Origin of the sequence: Streptomyces sp. NPDC060028 (genome assembly GCF_042736725.1) — a bacterium.
GTDB lineage: Bacteria > Actinomycetota > Actinomycetes > Streptomycetales > Streptomycetaceae > Streptomyces.
This window is the reverse complement of the sequence record NZ_JBHWVJ010000039.1, coordinates 12,777-29,488: the sequence shown is the minus strand read 5'-3', so window position 1 is coordinate 29,488 and position 16,712 is coordinate 12,777. Positions and strand designations below refer to the sequence as shown.

12 protein-coding genes are annotated in these 16,712 nt (G+C 72.3%); 6 read left to right on the top strand and 6 right to left on the bottom strand.

The genetic code is table 11. From position 1 onward, the window contains the following. Window positions 1-122 precede the first annotated feature (122 nt). The gene (locus ACFWBF_RS20510) at window positions 123-1,148 is read left to right on the top strand and encodes an ATP-dependent 6-phosphofructokinase (protein WP_385603600.1); all 1,026 of its coding nucleotides are present in this window, start codon (window positions 123-125) and stop codon (window positions 1,146-1,148) included. A 142-nt stretch (window positions 1,149-1,290) separates the two neighbouring features. Here ACFWBF_RS20510 and ACFWBF_RS20505 read toward each other — a convergent pair whose 3' ends face one another. Then, window positions 1,291-1,914 carry a helix-turn-helix domain-containing protein gene (locus ACFWBF_RS20505; RefSeq protein WP_385603695.1) on the bottom strand — a complete coding sequence of 208 codons (624 nt, stop codon included), beginning with the start codon at window positions 1,912-1,914 and terminating at the stop codon, window positions 1,291-1,293. Window positions 1,915-2,300: 386 nt separating this feature from the next. Between ACFWBF_RS20505 and ACFWBF_RS20500 the strand changes: the two genes are divergently transcribed. Both ACFWBF_RS20500 and trxA read left to right on the top strand, forming a co-directional pair. Beyond that, on the top strand, window positions 2,301-2,681 hold the full coding sequence (locus tag ACFWBF_RS20500; protein WP_385603597.1) for a MerR family transcriptional regulator: 381 nt from the start codon (window positions 2,301-2,303) through the stop codon (window positions 2,679-2,681). 34 nt (window positions 2,682-2,715) lie between these two features. Then, window positions 2,716-3,063, top strand: a complete 348-nt coding sequence (trxA, locus tag ACFWBF_RS20495; RefSeq protein ID WP_385603594.1) for a thioredoxin — start codon at window positions 2,716-2,718, stop codon at window positions 3,061-3,063. Here the strand turns inward: trxA and glgB are convergent. The 4 genes from glgB to ACFWBF_RS20475 form a co-directional block, all read right to left on the bottom strand. After that, window positions 3,054-5,384, bottom strand: a complete 2,331-nt coding sequence (gene glgB, locus ACFWBF_RS20490; RefSeq protein ID WP_385603591.1) for a 1,4-alpha-glucan branching enzyme — start codon at window positions 5,382-5,384, stop codon at window positions 3,054-3,056. The two genes, trxA and glgB, sit on opposite strands and share 10 nt — an antisense overlap. Further along, window positions 5,381-6,835, bottom strand: coding sequence for a phosphotransferase (locus tag ACFWBF_RS20485; protein ID WP_385603588.1), 1,455 nt, complete (start codon window positions 6,833-6,835; stop codon window positions 5,381-5,383). The genes glgB and ACFWBF_RS20485 overlap by 4 nt, the downstream gene beginning before the upstream one ends. A 155-nt stretch (window positions 6,836-6,990) precedes the next feature. Next, on the bottom strand, window positions 6,991-8,685 hold the full coding sequence (gene treS / locus ACFWBF_RS20480; protein ID WP_385603585.1) for a maltose alpha-D-glucosyltransferase: 1,695 nt from the start codon (window positions 8,683-8,685) through the stop codon (window positions 6,991-6,993). Next, window positions 8,682-10,676, bottom strand: a complete 1,995-nt coding sequence (locus ACFWBF_RS20475; protein ID WP_385603581.1) for a maltotransferase domain-containing protein — start codon at window positions 10,674-10,676, stop codon at window positions 8,682-8,684. The genes treS and ACFWBF_RS20475 overlap by 4 nt, the downstream gene beginning before the upstream one ends. Window positions 10,677-11,101: 425 nt before the next feature. On the opposite strand from ACFWBF_RS20475, the gene ACFWBF_RS20470 reads away from it, so the two are divergent. The 3 genes from ACFWBF_RS20470 to glgP all read left to right on the top strand — a co-directional run bounded on the left by ACFWBF_RS20470 (window position 11,102) and on the right by glgP (window position 15,634). Next, window positions 11,102-11,569, top strand: a complete 468-nt coding sequence (locus ACFWBF_RS20470) for a hypothetical protein (protein WP_385603578.1) — start codon at window positions 11,102-11,104, stop codon at window positions 11,567-11,569. Next, window positions 11,556-12,701 carry a hypothetical protein gene (locus ACFWBF_RS20465; RefSeq protein WP_385603575.1) on the top strand — a complete coding sequence of 382 codons (1,146 nt, stop codon included), beginning with the start codon at window positions 11,556-11,558 and terminating at the stop codon, window positions 12,699-12,701. Before ACFWBF_RS20470 ends, ACFWBF_RS20465 begins: the two co-directional genes overlap by 14 nt. Before the next feature lie 281 nt (window positions 12,702-12,982). After that, window positions 12,983-15,634: an alpha-glucan family phosphorylase gene (glgP, locus tag ACFWBF_RS20460; protein WP_385603572.1), complete on the top strand. Its 2,652-nt coding sequence runs from the start codon at window positions 12,983-12,985 to the stop codon at window positions 15,632-15,634. Between the two features lie 15 nt (window positions 15,635-15,649). Here glgP and ACFWBF_RS20455 read toward each other — a convergent pair whose 3' ends face one another. Next, window positions 15,650-16,657, bottom strand: coding sequence for an Lrp/AsnC family transcriptional regulator (locus ACFWBF_RS20455; RefSeq protein ID WP_385603569.1), 1,008 nt, complete (start codon window positions 16,655-16,657; stop codon window positions 15,650-15,652). Between the last annotated feature and the right edge of the window lie 55 nt (window positions 16,658-16,712).

Genomic DNA, 16,712 nt, shown 5'->3' with positions numbered 1-16,712 from the left:
GCGCGCGCCACCCGCGGCCCGTGGAACAATCGGACACGCTTCACCAATACGCCCTTCATATGTACGGCTGTCCGCCCGCACGCGAACGGCCAGGTACGACCAGGAGCAGGAGACACAGCACGATGCGTATCGGAGTTCTCACCGCAGGCGGCGACTGCCCGGGCCTGAACGCTGTCATCCGGTCGGTCGTACACCGTGCCCTGGTCGGGCACGGGGACGAGGTCATCGGTTTCGAGGACGGCTTCAAGGGCCTCCTGGACGGCCACTACCGCCCCCTCGACATCAATGCCGTCAGTGGCATTCTGGCCCGCGGCGGCACGATTTTGGGTTCAGCCCGCATGGAGCGCGCCCGCCTCCACGAAGCGGCCGAGAACGCGGCCGAACTGGCGAGGCGCTACGAGCTCGACGCCCTGATCCCGATCGGCGGCGAGGGCACGCTGACCGCCGCCCGGATGCTGGCGGACGCGGGCATGCCGGTCGTCGGCGTACCGAAGACCATCGACAACGACATCTCCTCCACCGACCGCACCTTCGGCTTCGACACCGCCGTCATGGTCGCAACCGAGGCCATCGACCGCCTCAAGACCACCGCCGAATCGCACCAGCGCGTGATGGTCGTCGAGGTCATGGGCCGCCACGCGGGCTGGATCGCGCTGGAGTCGGGCATGGCCGGCGGCGCCCACGGGATCTGTCTGCCGGAGCGCCCCTTCGAGGTGGACGCCCTGGTCAAGATGGTGGAGGAGCGCTTCGCCCGCGGCAAGAAGTTCGCCGTCGTCTGCGTCGCCGAGGGCGCGCACCCGGCCGAGGGCTCCATGCCGTACGAGAAGGGCGCGATCGACGCGTACGGCCACGAGCGCTTCGCCGGCATCGGCAACCGCCTCGCGGTCGAGCTGGAGCGGCGCCTGGGCAAGGAGGCCCGGCCGGTCATCCTCGGCCACGTCCAGCGCGGCGGCACCCCCACCGCCTACGACCGCGTCCTCGCGACCCGCTTCGGCTGGCACGCGGTCGAGGCCGTCCACCGCGGCGACTTCGGCAACATGACCGCCCTGCGCGGCACCGACATCGTGATGGCCCCGCTGGCGGAGGCCGTCACCGAGCTCAAGACGGTCCCCGAGGCCCGTATGTACGAGGCCGAGTCGGTCTTCTGAGCCGTCTCGCGCAGCGCCGGGTCCCAGGTCCTCCCGGCCGGGACCTTCGTCCCGACTTCCGCCGGCCGAACGGCCCCGGTCGCGTCCCCGCGCGGACGCGCCGGGGCCGTTCCCGCAGGGCGGCCGTGCGGGCCGATGTGTCCTACGACGCACCGCCGGCGAGGTACCAGAACCGTTCCACGATGTCGGCGAGGAACTCCCGGCCCGCGTCGCCCGTCCCGGCCTCGCCCGAGGCGCTGCCCCAGCTCAGGGTCGCCACCATCTTCGACTGGTAGTCGCCGTAGAGCTGTTCGAGTACGTACTCCAGGTTCTGCCTGGGCACCGGCAGCAGCTTGCTCAGCGGCTTCACGTACGCCTGCCAGCGCGTGGTGACCGCACTGCGCAGCACCTCGGCCAGCTCCTCCTCCTTGCCCGTCGCCGTCACGAACTGGGCCAGGGTCAGCCCCAGCGCCGAGGCGAGGGCGGCTGACTGGCGCTCGTTGCCCTTCCAGCGCCCGGTGTCCTCCATCTTCTGGTACGAGTTGGCCTCCAGGCCGACCCGCCGGGCCAGCTCCTCGGCGGCCAGGCCCCTCGCCATCCGGTGCTCCCGCAGGGTGACCGGTTCGGCGAGCAGCTCGCCGGGCGAACACCACAGCACGCCGGCGAGCGCGGTGAGCTCGGCGGAGGTGGGCGAGATCTCGCCCCGCTCCCAGGCCATCACGGTCTCGGGGGCGACGAGCATTCCGTACTGGGCGCGCAGGCCATAGGCGACATGACCGGGAGCCATGCCCAGGGCCGCGCGCAGACGACGCGCGGCGGGGGCATTGAAAGGGGGACTGGAGTGCACACGGCACACCGTAGGAGTGGCCGAGCCGTGGCGACTACAGACCAATCAAACAAGCCCATAACTCGTAGGAACGTCCTATGAAGTTAAGGGCTTTGGTCCGGTTTTCGGGAGACTGTCCGGTAAACGGATCCGCGCAAGATCCTTACCCAAGCGTACGGTTTCGGCCACCCGTTGCGATACCCCCGTGCGTGATCCACCTCACCCGCCTGAACCAGCCACCTGACCGGTACGTGATCCAGTGCGGGGGCCCTCGCGCACGGGGGTGGCGAGGGCCCCCGCCCCTCTTCCCTTGCCTTGACGTCGGCGTCAAGGACTACGGTCGGGCCATGCGAATCGGCGAACTGGCGGAGCGGGCCAAAACCAGCACGCGCACCCTGCGCTACTACGAATCGCGCGGACTGCTGCCCGCGCGACGGGACGCGAACGGCTACCGCACGTACGACGAGGAAGACCTCCGCCTGCTGCGCCAGATCCGCACCCTCCGGGACTTCGGCTTCGACCTGGAGGAGACCCGGCCCTTCGTGGACTGCCTGCGCGCCGGGCACCCGTCCGGCGACGCCTGTCCGGCCTCCCTCGCCGTCTACCGCCGCAAGCTCGCGGAGCTGGACGGCCTGATCGGCCGGCTCACCGACGTACGCGACCAGGTGGCCCGGCAGCTCGCCGGAGCCGAGGCCGAAGCCGCGCCGAAGTGCGAGATGACCGGATGACGGACGTGGAAGAAGAGGAAAGAGGGGAAACACGATGAAGACCAAGGCCCACGGCGTGGCGGAAGTGACCGACGCCGACTTCGAGACCGAGGTGCTCCGCGAGCGGGGACGGCCCGTCCTCGTGGAGTTCACCGCCGACTGGTGCGGCCCCTGCCGCCAGCTCGCACCCGTACTGTCCGCCGTCGCCGCCGAAGAGGCCGGGCGGATCAAGATCGTGCAGATCGACGCGGACAGCAACCCCGCCACCGTCACGCGGTACGGGGTGCTGTCCATGCCGACCCTGCTCGTCTTCCGCGACGGCGAGCCCGTGCAGCAGATGGTCGGGGCCCGTGCCAAGCGCAAGCTCCTCCAGGAGCTGGAGGAGCAGATGGCTCAGGTCTGAGGCCGCAGCCAGATCGTCGCCAGCGGCGGGAGCGTCATGCGCAGGCTCACCGGCCGGCCCTGCGCGGGGACGGGCTCGGGGCGCAGCGGGCGGGTGTGGTGGACGCCGCTGCCGCCGTAAAGGTCCAGGTCGGTGTTGAGGACCTCCCGCCACTGCGCCACCTCCTGCGGCACCCCGAGCCGGTACCCGTGCCGGACCACCGGCGAGAAGTTCGAGACGCACAGCAGCTGAGAGCCGTCCTGCGCGTACCGCAGGAACGCGAAGAGGTTGTCCTCCGCGGCGTCCGCCTCCACCCACGCGAAGCCCTCGGGGACGCTGTCCCGCTCCCACAGCGCGGGCGCCGCCGTGTACGTCCGGTTCAGGTCGCGCACGAGGTCGCGCACGCCCCGGTGGTCGCCGGCCGCCGCGTACGAGGAGTCCAGCAGCCACCAGTCGGGCCCGTAGGCCTCCGACCACTCCGAACCCTGAGCGAACTCCTGCCCCATGAAGAGCAGTTGCTTGCCCGGATGGGCCCACATGAACCCCAGGTAGGCGCGGTGCGCGGCCCGCTGCTGCCACCAGTCCCCGGGCATCTTCGACACGAGCGAGCCCTTGCCGTGCACCACCTCGTCGTGCGAGATCGGCAGCACGTAGTTCTCGCTGTACGCGTACACCATCCCGAAGGTCATGTCGTGGTGGTGGTACTTGCGGTGCACCGAGTCCTTCGACGCGTACCGCAGGGTGTCGTGCATCCACCCCATGTTCCACTTCAGGCCGAAACCGAGCCCGCCGCCGTCCGTCGGCCGGGTCACCCCGTCCCACGCCGTGGACTCCTCGGCGATCGTCACGACACCCGGGCAGCGCCGGTAGACCGTCGCGTTCATCTCCTGGAGCAGCGCCACCGCGTCCGGGTTGTCCCGCCCGCCGTGCTCGTTCGGCGTCCACTGCCCCTCGTCGCGCGAGTAGTCCAGGTAGAGCATCGAGGCCACCGCGTCCACCCGCAGCCCGTCCACGTGGAACTCCTGGCACCAGTACACGGCGTTGGCGACGAGGAAGTTGCGGACCTCCTTGCGGCCGTAGTCGAACTCCAGCGTCCCCCAGTCCGGGTGCGCCGCCCGCTGCGGATCCTGGTGCTCGTACAGCGGCCGCCCGTCGAACTCCGCGAGCGCCCAGTCGTCGCGCGGGAAATGCGCCGGCACCCAGTCGACGATCACCCCGATCCCGGCCCGGTGCAGCGCGTCGACCAGGAAACGGAAGTCGTCCGGGCCGCCCATCCGCGAGGTGGGCGCGTAGAAGCCCGTGACCTGGTAGCCCCAGGAGCCGCCGAAGGGGTGCTCCGCGACCGGCATCAGCTCCACGTGCGTGAAGCCGAGCTCCTGGACGTACGCGGGCAACTGCTCGGCCAGCTGCCGGTACGAGAGCCCCGGCCGCCAGGAGGCCAGGTGCAGCTCGTACACCGAGAACGGGGCCTGGTGCGCCGGCCGGGAGCCCCTGGTCGCCATCCACTGGGCGTCCTGCCACACGTAGTGCGAGGCGACCACCACGGAGGCGTTGGCCGGCGGAACTTCCGTGTGCCGGGCCATCGGGTCGGCGCGCAGGGTGTGCGAGCCGTCCGGGCGCGTGATGTCGTACTTGTACAGGGCGCCCTCGCCGACCCCGGGCAGGAACAGCTCCCACACCCCGGACGAGCCGAGCGAGCGCATCGGATAGGCGACCGAGTCCCAGTACGAGAAGTCGCCGGTGACCCGCACCCCCTGGGCGTTGGGAGCCCACACCGTGAACCGGGTGCCGGCCACGCCTTGGTGCTCCATCGGCTCGGAGCCCAGCGCCGTCCACAGCTCCTCGTGCCGGCCCTCCCCGATCAGGTGCAGGTCCAGCTCGCCCAGCGCGGGCAGGAAGCGGTACGGGTCGTGGATCTCGATCTCGTCGCTGTCGTACGCCACCAGCAGCCGGTAGTCCGGCACCCCGGTCAGCGGCAGCAGCCCGGAGAACAGCCCGTCGCCGTCGTCGAAGAGCTCGGCCCGCAGCCCCTTGGCGACGACGGTCACCGCCTTGGCGTACGGGCGCAGCACGCGGAAGGACACCCCGCCCCGCCGGGTACGCGCGCCCAGCACCGCGTGCGGGTCGTGGTGGCGGCCCTCCAGCAGCCGGGCCCGCTCCTCCCCGCCGAGCGCGGGCGCGGGCCGCACCCCGTGGGGAGGGGCGGTGCGCCGGGCCCGGGGCGCACGCGGCTTTCTGCCGGCGCTTTCGGGCTGGGGCGCGGCCTGGGGGGCGGCCTTGGGGGCGGCCTGGGCGACGGCTTCTTCGCGGACGGGCGGTGACGGCTGTCGTGCGGCGCTCACGCGAGCGGCCTCCTCGGGGGCTTTTGACGGGGGTGCGGGGAGATGGAACCGGGGGCGGGCAGGGGCGGCGGCACCGGCGGCACGCGGTGGGCCGGACGCCGGGGCTGCGACAGCCGCCGGATCGCGGCCATCGGCACGTGCAGCCAGTCGGGCCGGTGGCGGGACTCGTAGCGGGCCTCGTACACGGCCTTGTCGGTCTCGTACGCGCGCAGCAGTACGGGGTCCTCGCGCGGGTCGCGCCCGGTGGTGCGGGCGTAGCCCTCGCAGAAGGCGGCCCGGCAGGCGTCCGCCCAGGCGGGGGCGAAGGGCCGGTGCGAGCGGGCGGCGTAGTCGAAGGAGCGCAGTATCCCGGCGATGTCGCGCACGGCCGGTTCGGGGCGGCGCCGGTCGGCCAGGGGCCGGGCCGGTTCGCCCTCGAAGTCGATCAGCGCCCAACTGCCGTCGGCGGTGCGCAGGGTCTGCCCCAGGTGCAGGTCGCCGTGGATCCGCTGGGCGGGCACCCCGGCCCCCCGGGAGGCGGCCAGCGCGTCGAAGGCCTCGCGCAGCCCGGCCTCGTAGGGGCGCAGGGCGGGCACCTCGCGGGCGGTGGCGGCGAGGCGCGCGGTCATCCCGGCGGCGAGCCGGGCGGTCTGCTCGGGGCCCAGCGCGAGGGTGGGCAGGGCGGCGGCGAGCGCGCTGTGCACCTCGGCGGTGGCCCGGCCCAGCGCGTGGGCCTCGGCGGTGAAGTCGGCCCCGGCGCCGAGCCGGCGCAGCGCGAGCTGCCAGCCGTCGTCGGAGCCGCGCAGGTAGGGCTGGAGCACGCCGAGGGTCAACGGTTCTCCACCGGGCAGCTCGGCCTCGTACCAGGCGACGGGCGCGGGCACCCGCGCGCAGCCGGCGGCGGCCAGGGCTCTGGGGAGCTCCAGGTCCGGGTTGACGCCGGGGCCGACCCGGCGGAACACCTTCAGGATGTACGAATCGCCGTAGATCAGCGAGGAGTTGGTCTGTTCCCCGGACAGCGGCCGAGGGATCAGGCCGGCCGCGACGGGCGCGGCCGGGTCCCGGTCGAAGCGCAGCGGTCCGAGGGTGCCGGGGGAGCGCAGCCGCTCCAGCAGCAGGGCCGCGAGCCGGGGATCGCCCAGCCCTTCGTACACGGCCCGGCCCGCGTACGGGCCGTCCTCGGGGTGTCCGATCAGCGCGGGCGCGAGTGCGGGCGGCAGGGACGCGCGGATGCCCAGGAGCAGTTGGTAGCAGTCCCCGTCCACGTCGAGGAGGAGGTGCAGCAGTCCGGGATCGGATCCCGGTGGCAGCAGTTCGGCCGCCGAGACGGCGCGGATCCTGCCGATCGTGCGGCCCTTGCCCGCGAACCAGCGCTGTGCGGGCAGCCAGGCCCGCAGCATCGGTTCGAGCGGGCCGATCCCGGCGGCCCGGTCGGCCGCCAGCCGGCTCCGGGCGGATGCAGCCTCCGACATGGCGTCGCGTCCTTTCCCCGGGCCGTCACAGAATGCGCAGAGTGTCCCGGATGTGCGGCAGTTGCTACTCCGGTATGTGCGAGTGTCGGGTCAGGATGATCCGTACAGGGGCGGGCGATTGACCCATTCGAGCTGCCCGCCCCGTACTCGGCCTGCTATTCGGTGCGCAGCCGGAACCAGTAGAAGCCGTGGCCCGCCAGGGTCAGCAGGTACGGCCACTCGCCGATCGGCGGGAAGCGCACGTCACCGGTGAGCTCCACCGGGACCCGTCCGTTGAACGACCGCAGATCCAGCTCGGTGGGCTGCGCGAAGCGCGAGAAGTTGTGCACGCACAGCACCAGGTCGTCCCCGTACTCGCGCAGGAACGCGAGCACCGCCGGGTTCGACGACGGCAGTTCGGTGTACGAGCCGAGTCCGAAGGCGGGGTTCGCCTTGCGGATCTCGATCAGCCGGCGGGTCCAGTGCAGCAGCGACGAGGGCGAGGCCATCGCGGCCTCGACGTTGGTGACCTGGTACCCGTGAACGGGGTCCATGATGACCGGCAGGTTCAGCCTGCCCGGATCGCAGGAGGAGAAACCGGCGTTGCGGTCCGGGGTCCACTGCATGGGGGTGCGGACGCCGTCACGGTCGCCCAGCCAGATGTTGTCGCCCATGCCGATCTCGTCGCCGTAGTACAGCACCGGCGAGCCGGGCAGCGACAGCAGCAGAGCGGTGAACAGCTCCATCTGGTTGCGGTCGTTGTCCAACAACGGGGCGAGCCGGCGCCGGATGCCGATGTTGGCCCGCATCCGCGGGTCCTTGGCGTACTCGGCGTACATGTAGTCGCGCTCTTCGTCGGTGACCATCTCGAGCGTCAGCTCGTCGTGGTTGCGCAGGAAGATCCCCCACTGGCAGCGGTCCGGGATCGCCGGGGTCTTGGCCAGGATCTCGGAGACCGGGTAGCGGGACTCTCTTCGGACGGCCATGAAGATGCGCGGCATGACGGGGAAGTGGAACGCCATGTGGCACTCGTCCCCGCCCTTCGCGAAGTCCCCGAAGTAGTCCACGACGTCCTCGGGCCACTGGTTGGCCTCGGCGAGCAGCACGGTGTCGGGGTAGTGCGCGTCGATCTCCGCCCGCACCCGCTTGAGCAGTTCGTGGGTGCGCGGCAGGTTCTCGCAGTTGGTCCCCTCCTCGGCGTACAGGTACGGGACGGCGTCGAGCCGGAACCCGTCGATGCCGAGGTCGAGCCAGAAGCGGAGGGCGGAGACGATCTCCTCCTGCACGGCCGGGTTCTCGAAGTTGAGGTCCGGCTGGTGCGAGAAGAACCGGTGCCAGTAGTACTGCTTGCGCAGCGGGTCGTAGGTCCAGTTCGAGGTCTCGGTGTCGATGAAGATGACGCGGGCGTCCTGGTACTGCTTGTCGTTGTCGGCCCACATGTAGTAGTCGCCGTAGGGCCCGTCGGGGTCCTTGCGGGACTGCTGGAACCACTCGTGCTGGTCGCTCGTGTGGTTCATGACGAAGTCGATGATCACCCGCATGCCGCGCTGGTGCGCGGCGTCCACGAACTCCACGAAGTCGGCCAGGTCGCCGAACTCGGGCAGCACGGAGGTGTAGTCGGAGACGTCGTAGCCGCCGTCGCGCAGCGGCGAGGCGAAGAACGGGGGCAGCCAGAGGCAGTCGACGCCGAGCCACTGGAGGTAGTCGAGCTTGGCGGTGAGCCCCTGGAGGTCCCCCACGCCGTCGCCGTTGCTGTCGTGGAAGGAGCGGACGAGGACCTCGTAGAAGACGGCCCGCTTGAACCAGTCGGGATCGCGGTCCTTGGCGGGGGTGTCCTCGAAGGTGTCGTGGACGGGATCGTTGATCATCATGTGGTGGGTGACCCTCCGGTGGGCGGGGACGGTCGCAGAGCCGCCAGTACGTGCGCGGGCGTGCGGCCCGGCTCTAGGCGCACGTAGTTGGCCCTGCCCCAGTGATAGGTCTCGCCGGTGAGCTCGTCGCGCACCGCGAGGGACCCGTGCCAGTCGAGGCCGAGTACCGGCATGTCCAACGAGACCGTGGCCTCCTGGGTGTGGTGCGGATCGAGGTTGACGACCACCAGTACGGAATTGGCTCCGGCATGCTTCGAATAGGCGATCACCTGTTCGTTGTCGGTCGAATGGAAATGGATGTCGCGCAGCTGCTGGAGCGCCGGATTGCGGCGGCGCAGCCGGTTCAGGGAGGTGATCAGCGGGGCGATGGTGGTGCCGTCGCGGTCGGCGGCGGCCCAGTCGCGTGGCCGGAACTCGTACTTCTCGGAGTCCAGGTACTCCTCGCTGCCCTCCCTGACCGGGCTGTTCTCGCAGAGTTCGTAGCCGGCGTAGATCCCCCAGGTGGGGGACAGGGTCGCGGCGAGCACCGCACGGACCTCGAAGGCGGGGCGGCCGCCCCGCTGAAGGTAGGCGTGCAGGATGTCGGGGGTGTTGACGAAGAAATTCGGCCGCATGACGGCGGCGGACCGGGGCGAGGAGAGCTCGGTCAGGTACTCGGTCAGCTCGGCCTTGGTGTTGCGCCAGGTGAAGTACGTGTAGGACTGCTGGAACCCTACGGAGGCGAGCGCGCGCATCATCGCGGGGCGGGTGAAGGCCTCGGCGAGGAAGATCACGTCGGGGTCCGACTTGTTGATGTCCGCGATCACCTTCTGCCAGAAGACGACCGGCTTGGTGTGCGGATTGTCCACCCGGAAGATGCGGACACCGTGGTCCATCCAGTGGCGCAGGACCCGCAGGGTCTCCTCGACGATGCCGGCCATGTCGGTGTCGAAGTGGATCGGGAAGATGTCCTGGTACTTCTTCGGCGGGTTCTCGGCGTAGGCGATCGTCCCGTCGGCGCGGTGGCGGAACCACTCGGGGTGCTTCTCCACCCAGGGGTGGTCGGGGGAGCACTGGAGGGCGAAGTCGAGGGCGACCTCGATCCGCAGCTCGCGGGCCTTGGCCACGAAGGCGTCGAAGTCCTCGATCGTGCCGAGGTCGGGGTGGACGGCGTCGTGCCCGCCCTCGGTGGAGCCGATGGCCCAGGGCACGCCCGGATCCCAACTCCCCGCGGAGAGCGTGTTGTTCGGGCCCTTGCGGTACGTGCTCCCGATCGGGTGGATGGGCGGCAGGTAGACCACGTCGAAGCCCATGGCCGCGATGGCCGGGAGCCGCTCGGCGGCGGTCCGGAAGGTCCCGCTGACCGGCGCCGCGCCGGGCTCCAGCACGGCGCCCTCCGAGCGGGGGAACATCTCGTACCAGGAGCCGAAGAGGGCCCGCTTGCGCTCGACCAGCAGCGGCAGCGGCTTGGAGGCGGTGACCAGCTCGCGGTACGGGCGCTTCGCGAGCACCGCGTCCACCTGGGGGGCGAGGGCGGCCGCGTACCGCACGGCGGTGGCGCGGTCCTCGTCGCGCATGGCGTCGGCGGCGGCGAGGAGGTGCTCGCGACCGTCCCGCTTGGGGACCTTGGCGGCCGCCCGGTCGTAGAGCTCCGCACCCTCCAGCAGGGTCAGCCCGGCGTCGATCCCGGCGGGGATCTTGATCGCCGCATGGGCCCGCCAGGTGGCCACCGGGTCACTCCACGCCTCGACGGTGTACGTCCACCTCCCCTCGACTTCGGCGGACACGCGGGCCCCCCACCGGTCGGTGCCGGGGGCGAGCTCGCGCAGGGGCACGGGGGGCCGCAGCCGCCCGCTCGGATCTCGGAGTACGACGTGGGCGGCGACGGCGTCGTGCCCTTCACGGAACACGGTGGCCGAGATCTCGAAGACCTCGTCCACGACCGCCTTGGCGGGTCTGACGCCGCAGTCGACGGCGGGGCGGACGTCCAGCACGGGAATGCGACCGATCATGATGGGATCACCTGGGGGCAGTTCGCAGGGCTCGGTGACAACAACCCAGCCGGACCTCCGGCTGGTCGTGCACGCTCTGTTCGCTCTGTTTCTAGCCGCTCAGTGGACGGCTGGGCTGCGGGCATGGCCGCTCCTGTCCGCGTTCACTCGGGTGGCGGGAGAGGTCGGGGGAGGGTGTGCCGTGCGCGTACGCGGGGAGCCCTTCCCACTCTCACCCGGCCCAATCCGCGTGCTGGGTTAACTACTCGTACGTAGTGGCCGGGGCATGACCAAGGCCCCTCTCGACATCCGCCGAGGCTCCGTCAAGTCGGCAACCACCAACCGATGTACATCGAGCCACTGCCCTCCCCGCCCGTCCCACCCGCCCCTGCCGCACCGTCTTCGGGGCTGTCCGCAGGGCCCGCGGGGGCGCGCGACAATGGCGTATGGGCACCAGTGCATGGCAAGAATTCATCACCAACGGGGATCCCCTCGGCGGCTTCTTCGAAGGCCGTCCGCCCGCTCTGGCCGGTGTGCGGGTCAGGTCCGTGCACCCCGACGGCTGGGGACAGGCCGTGGTGTTGCGGATCGACCTGCCGCGCGAGACGAAGGGGGACACCGTGCAGTGCCACCTGAACTTCCTCGCCGTCGAAGACTTCCGGCTGGACCGGTGGGAGCCCCCGGCGACGGCCGACGTCACCCTCACCCCGACCACCGGGCAGCGGCTCGCGGTCACCGTGCGCGGGCAGCGGATCGCACTCGCCTTCGGCGCACACCGGGAGCTGCACGTGACGCACGTCAGCGTCCACCGGGGCGACGAGAGCGGACCCCGGGAGTTCACCGGCGCCATGGACCGCAGGCTGTACCCCGTGCTGCCGCCCACCACGGCGAGGACCTTCTATGAACACCCCTGACTGGGCCGCCGGCGAGCTGCTGTACCTCCACCTCGACGAGCGCGGCCCGTCCGTCACCCTCGGCTTCGAGTGGGACAAGCCCGCCGGGTACCACCACCTCAAGTTCCTCGTCTTCGACGCGGTGACGCAGGTCCGGGCAGCCGGCCTCGGCAGCCCGGTCCCGCACGAGGTGAGCGCCGTACCCGGGCCGGACGGACGCCTCGACGTCCGCGTCATCGGCCCGGCCCTGACCCTCACCTTCCGCGCCGGCTCCCTGCGCGCCCCCGACCCCGCGGCCCTGGACCACGTACGCCGGCTGCGCGCGCCCGACGGCGCGCTGCGGGCGACGGCCGCGCGGGAGGCCGCCGGCGTGGCCTGGGCCCCCGAGGAGGAGCGCTTCCTGGCCGCCGCGCTGGCCGAAATCGCCCGAACGGAGGACGACGCCGACGCCCTGGCGGCGCAGCTCGCCGCCCTGCCGGCCTTCGAAGCGGCCCTGGCCGACCGGGCCCTGGACGGCCTGACCCGGATACCCTCCGAGGCCCCGGCCCTGCGCGGGCTGCTCGCGCGGGCGGCCCGGCTGGGGATCGCCGAGCCCGTGGAACCCGCCGGCGCGGCGACCCTGGCCGTGGTGCGCTGCCTGCGCGGGGTGCCGCGCCCCGGTCTGGCCTTCTGTACCCCGGCCGGGGAGCGGGTGGTGCTCGAACGCATCGAGTTCCACCGCCGGGCCGTCGACCGGCTGGACCCCTCCTGCTCCGCCCGGGTGCTGCTGTCGGGACCCGGAGCCCGGACGCTGGGCCAGTGGGACCGGCTGGACGCCGACTCCGCGCTCCTGCGTCACGTCCGGCGCCTGCGCGCGGCCGACCCGCGGGCGCGGGAGGCCGCCGCCGACGAGGCCTCGGACTGGCCCGACTCCTGGGCCCCGGACGAGGGCGGCGCCCTGTGCGCCGCGCTGGCCCGTGCCGCCGCACGGGAAACGGACCCCACCGCACTGGAGTCCGAGCTGGGCGCCCTGCTGCGGCTCGCCCGTTTCCTGGACGCGCCCGCGCTCGCGATCCTGCGCACGCTGCCGCCCGAGTCCCTCCCGGAACCCCTGCGCCCGTACCTGGCGGACCTGTTGGACACCCCGCCCCGGGAGCCCGGCCCGACCGGCTAGTGCTGTGACCGGAAAGGTTCACCGCGTCGCGGCGCCCGGTACGGCGCCTCGCCGTGTTGTCGGACCGCGCAAGTACGTCCGGTACGAGACGCGGTCCTCCGCCTTGCGATGCACCGCACCGGACACCGCGACCCGGCAAACCTTCCCGGCCACAGCACTGGACACCCCTCGAGGCGCCATGGCCGAGCCGAGGCCGTCTCGCTAGCCTTCCGGGGGTGATAGGCGGGTGCACAGCGTGGTGCGGCCGCTCCGATCCGTAATCCCCTGCGAAGGTGGAACACGTGAAGGCTATCCGTCGATTCACCGTGCGCCCCGTACTCCCCGAGACCCTCTTGCCGCTCGCCGATCTCGCGCGCAATCTGCGCTGGTCGTGGCATGCGGAGACCCGCGAGCTGTTCCAATCCGTCGACCCCGAGGGCTGGCAGGCCGCCGGCGGTGATCCCGTCCGGCTGCTCGGTGCCGTTTCCGCCGCGCGGCTGGAGGAGCTGGCCGGGGACCGGCGGTTCCTGCGGCGGCTCGCCGTCGTCGCCGCCGACCTCGATGACTACGTCCACGGCGGGAGGTGGTACCAGAGCCACGAGGCCGGCGCGGCACTGCCCGCCTCGATCGCCTATTTCTCCCCCGAGTTCGGAATCACCGCCGCCCTTCCCCAGTACTCCGGCGGGCTCGGGATCCTCGCCGGGGACCACCTCAAGTCCGCCAGCGACCTCGGCGTGCCGCTCATCGGCGTCGGACTGCTCTACCGGCACGGGTACTTCCGCCAGTCCCTCTCCCGGGACGGCTGGCAGCAGGAGCACTACCCGGTGCTGGATCCCAACGAACTGCCCGTCTCGCTCGTGCGAGAGGAGGACGGGGTGCCCGCCCGGGTGTCCCTGACCCTCCCCGGCGGGCGCTCCCTGCACGCGCACGTCTGGCAGGCCCGCGTCGGCCGGGTGCCGCTGCTGCTGCTGGACTCCGACGTCGAGGACAACGACGCCGTCGCCCGGGAGGTGACCGACCGGCTCTACGGCGGCGGCAGCGACCACCGGCTGCTGCAGGAGATGCTGCTCGGCATCGGCGGGGTGCGCGCGGTGCGCACGTACTGCCGGATCACCGGGCACCCCGATCCCGAGGTCTTCCACACCAACGAGGGCCACGCCGGGTTCCTGGGGCTCGAGCGCATAAGGGAACTGGAGGGGCAGCAGGGGCTCGGCTTCGACGCCGCCGTCGAAGCCGTCCGCGCCGGGACCGTGTTCACCACGCACACGCCCGTCCCCGCCGGAATCGACCGCTTCGACCGGGCCCTGGTCGCCCGGCACTTCGGGGACGGCGGCGAACTGCCCGGGGTGCCGGTCGAGCGGATCCTGGAGCTCGGCGCGGAGACGTACCCCGGCGGCGACCCCGGGGTGTTCAACATGGCGGTCATGGGGCTGCGCCTGGCCCAGCGGGCCAACGGCGTGTCCACCCTGCACGGCGCCGTCAGCCGGGAGATGTTCGCCGGGCTGTGGCCCGGCTTCGACCCGGCCGACGTGCCCATCACCTCGGTCACCAACGGGGTGCACGCCCCGACCTGGGTGGCCCCCGAGGTGGTCCGGCTCGGCGCCCGCCAGATCGGGGCCGGGCGCACCGAGGACGCGCTGTCCGTCGGCGGTTCGCAGCGCTGGGACGCCGTCGCCGACATCCCCGACCAGGACGTGTGGGACCTGCGCCGGGTGCTGCGGGAGCAGCTGGTCCAGGAGGTACGGGAACGCGTGCGCGCCTCGTGGCGCCAGCGCGGGGCCGCCGAGGCCGAACTGGGCTGGGTGGACTCGGTCCTCGACCCGGACGTGCTGACGATCGGCTTCGCCCGGCGCGTTCCCTCGTACAAGCGGCTCACGCTGATGCTGCGCGACCCGGAGCGGCTGCGCAGGCTGCTGCTGGACCCGGACCGGCCGGTGCAGATCGTCGTGGCGGGCAAGGCGCACCCGGCCGACGACGGCGGCAAGCGGCTCGTGCAGGAGCTGGTGCGCTTCTCGGACGATCCGCGCGTGCGGCACCGGATCGTGTTCCTGCCCGACTACGGCATGGCCATGGCGCAGAAGCTCTACCCGGGCTGCGACGTCTGGCTGAACAACCCGCTGCGGCCGCTGGAGGCGTGCGGGACCAGCGGGATGAAGGCGGCGCTGAACGGCTGCCTCAACCTGTCGGTGCTGGACGGCTGGTGGGACGAGTGGTTCGAGCCGGACTTCGGCTGGGCCATCCCGACCGCAGACGGCCTGGGCGCGGACGAGGACCGGCGCGACGACCTGGAGGCGAACGCCCTCTACGACCTGATCGAGGGCCGGGTCGCGCCGCGCTTCTACGACCGGGCCGGCCGCAGCGGGCTTCCCGTGCGGTGGATCGAGATGGTCCGGCGCACCCTCGTCTCGCTGGGGCCGAAGGTGCTGGCGGGACGGATGGTGCGGGAGTACGTGGAGCGCCTGTACGCACCGGCCGCGCTCGCCCACCGCGCCCTCGGCCCCGACGCGGCGCGGGACCTCGCCTGGTGGAAGGGCCGGGTCCGGGCGGCCTGGCCGCAGCTGCGGGTCGAGCACGTGGAGGCGCTGGCCGCGGGTCCGGTCAACGGCACCGCCGAACTCGGGGCCACGCTCACCCTGCGCGTCCAGGTCTCCCTCGACGCGCTCGCGCCCGAGGACGTGGAGGTGCAGGCCGTCGCCGGGCGGGTCGACGCGCAGGACGTCATCCGGGACGCGCGGCCCTTCCCGCTCAAACCGGCCGGCGGGCCGGACCTGGAGGGCCGCTGGGTGTACGAGGGCCCGCTCGCCCTCGACCGTACGGGGCCCTTCGGGTACACGGTACGGATCCTGCCGACGCATCCGCTGCTGGCGACCCCGGCCGAACTGGGCCTGGTCGCCGGCCCGGTGGCCACGGACGCCGGGGACCCGGCCGCGGGAGCCGGGGTGGTGCTGCGCTAGCGGCACGCGCCCGGGTCAGGAGGCGGGCGGCGGGTCGATCAGCCGCCCGTCCTCCACGAGCATCCCGGCCCGCTTGATGTTCTTCAGGGTCGGGATGACCTCCATCTGCCGGATCCCGGGCACCGCGCCGATCCGCTGGGTCAGGTACGTGTAGAGGGCGTCGGTGTCCCGGCAGATCACCACGGCCAGCAGGTTCGCCGCGCCGGTCACGGCGGCCGCGAACGGCACCTCGGGGTGGCTGCCCAGCGCGGCGCCCGCCTCCGCGAGGCTCGCCGGGTCCACGGTCAGCATCAGGGTCGTCTCCGCCTCGTACCCGAGCGTGCGCGGCACGATCTCCACGTCGAAGTACATGGCGCCCTGCTCGCGCAGCCGCTCCAGCCGGCGCCGGGCGGTGGACTCCGACAGGCCGGTGGCCCGGGCCAGTTCCGGGTAGCCGGCCCGGCCGTCCTGCCCGAGCACCGCCAGCAGGGCCAGCTCCGTTTCGTCCAGCCCGTACCGCGGCCGCGTCCCCGGCGCCGGCGGCCGGGGCGGCTCCAGGGCGGCGACCTGGCCGGGGCCCAGTACGTCGAGGCCGATCCACCGCTCGGGGCCGCCGCTGAACATCCGCAGGAGGGTGTGGGCCGTCACCCCGGTCACCCGGCGGGTGCGCGGCAACTTGTCCAGCAGCAGGGCGTCGCGGTCCTCGCGGGTGCGGGCCTTGGTCATGCAATGGATGTCGGTGCCGCCGGAGCAGAGGTTCACCCAGGCGATGTCGGGGCGGCGGGCGAGCGCCTCCGCCACCGCCGGCGCGGCGTCCGGCGCGCACTGCACCCGGAGCCAGGACTCGAAGAGGCCGACGCGCCGGCCCATCGGCAGTCCGACGACCCGGGCCAGCCCGCTGCCGCGCAGCCGCCGGTAGCGGCGTACGACGGTCTGGTCGGAGACCTCCAGTACCTCGGAGAGACGGCTGAAGGACGCTCGACCGTCGATCATCAGCGCCTGGATCAGGGCTTGATCGAGGGTGTCCAGTTCCACGGGATCCATGCTTTCCATCATGTCAGGGCCTGCAGTGATGGAAATCCGGCAGATCCGGGAGCGT

Excerpts from the sequence above, each read along its gene's own strand:
- ACFWBF_RS20510 (WP_385603600.1), top strand. The coding sequence starts at position 123 with ATGCGTATCGGAGTTCTCACCGCAGGCGGCGACTGCCCGGGCCTGAAC.
- ACFWBF_RS20505 (WP_385603695.1), bottom strand. The coding sequence starts at position 1,914 with ATGGCTCCCGGTCATGTCGCCTATGGCCTGCGCGCCCAGTACGGAATG.
- ACFWBF_RS20500 (WP_385603597.1), top strand. The coding sequence starts at position 2,301 with ATGCGAATCGGCGAACTGGCGGAGCGGGCCAAAACCAGCACGCGCACC.
- trxA (WP_385603594.1), top strand. The coding sequence starts at position 2,716 with ATGAAGACCAAGGCCCACGGCGTGGCGGAAGTGACCGACGCCGACTTC.
- ACFWBF_RS20485 (WP_385603588.1), bottom strand. The coding sequence starts at position 6,835 with ATGTCGGAGGCTGCATCCGCCCGGAGCCGGCTGGCGGCCGACCGGGCC.
- treS (WP_385603585.1), bottom strand. The coding sequence starts at position 8,685 with ATGATGATCAACGATCCCGTCCACGACACCTTCGAGGACACCCCCGCC.
- ACFWBF_RS20475 (WP_385603581.1), bottom strand. The coding sequence starts at position 10,676 with ATGATCGGTCGCATTCCCGTGCTGGACGTCCGCCCCGCCGTCGACTGC.
- ACFWBF_RS20470 (WP_385603578.1), top strand. The coding sequence starts at position 11,102 with ATGGGCACCAGTGCATGGCAAGAATTCATCACCAACGGGGATCCCCTC.
- ACFWBF_RS20465 (WP_385603575.1), top strand. The coding sequence starts at position 11,556 with ATGAACACCCCTGACTGGGCCGCCGGCGAGCTGCTGTACCTCCACCTC.
- ACFWBF_RS20455 (WP_385603569.1), bottom strand. The coding sequence starts at position 16,657 with ATGGATCCCGTGGAACTGGACACCCTCGATCAAGCCCTGATCCAGGCG.